This is a genomic window from Bacillus sp. 05T31 (assembly GCF_056396725.1).
The window spans coordinates 1-2,232 of sequence record NZ_JBFTMA010000723.1 but is presented as its reverse complement, the minus strand read 5'-3'; the positions used below and the strand labels follow the sequence as shown (position 1 = coordinate 2,232).

Below are 2,232 nucleotides of genomic sequence, written 5' to 3'. Positions count from 1 at the left end.
GTGGATGATAGATACAATATTACAGAGGAAGAAAATGCTGAAGTTTTAACAGCGCATTTTACAAAAGGTTTGGATGGACCGCTTTCTAAATTTCCGAAAAAGCAAAAGCGTAAATTAATTATATTACGTCATTTAGTGAAGAAATTCGATAGTAATAAGAAGTATACTGAAAAAGAAGTAAATACAGTTTTAGAAAATATATATCCGGATTTTGTAACTTTGAGAAGATATTTAATCGAATATGGTTTTTTAGATAGAACAGCTGATGGAAGCCAATATTGGGTGAAGTTATAAGAATGATATGATGAATTTGAAAATAGTGAGTAGAAGAAGCAATTACTTTGACGAGCAAACAGTATAGAAATGGTTGGAGTAATTACAATTATTTGAGCACGGATTTAACCGTGCAGATTTTWARTAAAAGGAGAAATGAAATTTGAAACCACCTACAGATAACAATAAAGAAGGTGTAGAGTCACAGAAGTCAGAAACRGAACATAAGCCGATATGGAAATCGATGTCCATGTTTTTAGTGCCGTTACTTTTAAGTAATGTATTACAATCAGTTGGACAGTTATTTGGAATGGTAGTAGTAGGAAGATGGCTTGGCGTAAATGATCTAGCAGCTATATCGGCATTTTTCCCGTTATTTTTCCTACTCGTTTCATTTGTAATTGGAATTGGTTCTGGTAGTTCAATTTTAATTGGTCAGGCATTTGGTGCTAAAAATGAGGAGCGCTTAAAAGCTATCGTTGGTACGACGCTTACGTTTACTTTTATTATCGGAGTCGTGTTGGCGATAATAGGTAGTATTTTTGCGATGGATATTATGCGTCTTATGGGAACGCCAGAAAATATTATTGAAATAAGTGTGCATTACGCAAGAATTTTATTTATATCTATGCCAGTATTATTCTTATATTTTGCATATACAACATTTATGAGAGGTACAGGAGATTCAAAAACGCCATTTTACTTTTTAATCGTAAGTACAGCGCTAAATATGATTTTATTACCAATTCTTATTTTTGGCTGGTTAGGAGCTCCGAAATTAGATGTTTACGGAGCAGCCTATGCTTCAGTTATATCTACAGTTATTACGTTTATTGTCATGCTAGTGTATTTAAAGAAGAAAAATCATCCACTGCAATTAGACGGGACAGTAAGAAAATATCTTCGTATGGACTGGGAGTTATTAAAATTATTGTTACGCCTCGGTATTCCAGCGAGTATTAATATGATATTAGTTTCATTATCAGAGATCGCGGTAATCGCATTTGTAAATCGGTACGGTTCAGATGCAACAGCGGCGTATGGCGTTGTGAACCAAGTTGCAAGTTATGTACAAATGCCAGCGGTTAGCCTCGGTATTACAGTATCAATTTTTGCAGCGCAATCAATTGGTGCGAACCAATTTGATCGATTGCAGAAAGTTGTTAAGGCCGGAATTATTATGAATTATATCATTGGTGGTGTATTAATATCTCTTATTTACTTGTTCTCAAGAGATATTTTAGCACTATTTTTAACAAGTCAAAATACAATTGACATTGCTCATAGTCTAATCATGATTACATTATGGAGCTACTTAATTTTCGGTCATGCACAAATTATTAGTGCGACAATGCGAGCAAGTGGTACTGTACTATGGCCAACTGTAATCAGTGTTGTATCAATTTGGCTTGTTGAAGTACCTGTGGCGTATTATCTTTCTTACCATACGAGCCTTGGAATAGAAGGGATATGGATTGGGTATCCAGCTGCATTCATCGTCAGCTTAATATTACAGTATGCATATTATAAGCTTTCATGGCAGAAGAAACGAATTACACGATTAGTGAGTTAAAAGGTGAAAATGTCCCTAAGTCATTATACTTAGGGACATTTTTTTATGAATGCTTATAAATAACTTTTTAAAGTTATGTCAAAATGTTGTCTAATGAGTTCTCCATTATTCATATAAAACTCCCAAGCTGTATCTGGCTCACCGATAATTTCAAATGAACCTTCTGTAATATATAAAGCGCAATTATCTTCTAATGCAATACCTTCTATATTACCTTGGTGAGTTTGTAAAAACGTATGGAAGGCATTCATTCTATTTAATTGATTGTAATGGGGGCAAAATCTTTTGTTAACAATACCCCAGCCACTACTTTCTATATAACCGGAACCTTCATAATCTGAACGAATGCTAGATGTGAACCAGCACATAGCACCGGCACTATATCC

Annotated in this window: 3 protein-coding genes; 2 read left to right on the top strand and 1 reads right to left on the bottom strand. The window is 34.4% G+C overall.

The window, feature by feature from the left end; translation table 11 throughout:
* Positions 1–294: DUF2087 domain-containing protein (locus AC1DJR_RS27280; protein ID WP_477003973.1), on the top strand; the 294-nt coding region annotated here is incomplete at its 5' end.
* 142 nt (positions 295–436) lie between these two features.
* Positions 437–1,846 (top strand): MATE family efflux transporter, encoded by a 1,410-nt coding sequence (locus tag AC1DJR_RS27275; RefSeq protein WP_002086395.1) that lies wholly within the window; start codon positions 437–439, stop codon positions 1,844–1,846.
* A 53-nt stretch (positions 1,847–1,899) separates the two neighbouring features.
* Here AC1DJR_RS27275 and AC1DJR_RS27270 read toward each other — a convergent pair.
* Positions 1,900–2,232, bottom strand: a 333-nt coding sequence (locus AC1DJR_RS27270; protein WP_477003972.1) for a Type 1 glutamine amidotransferase-like domain-containing protein, incomplete at its 5' end; no start/stop codon positions are given.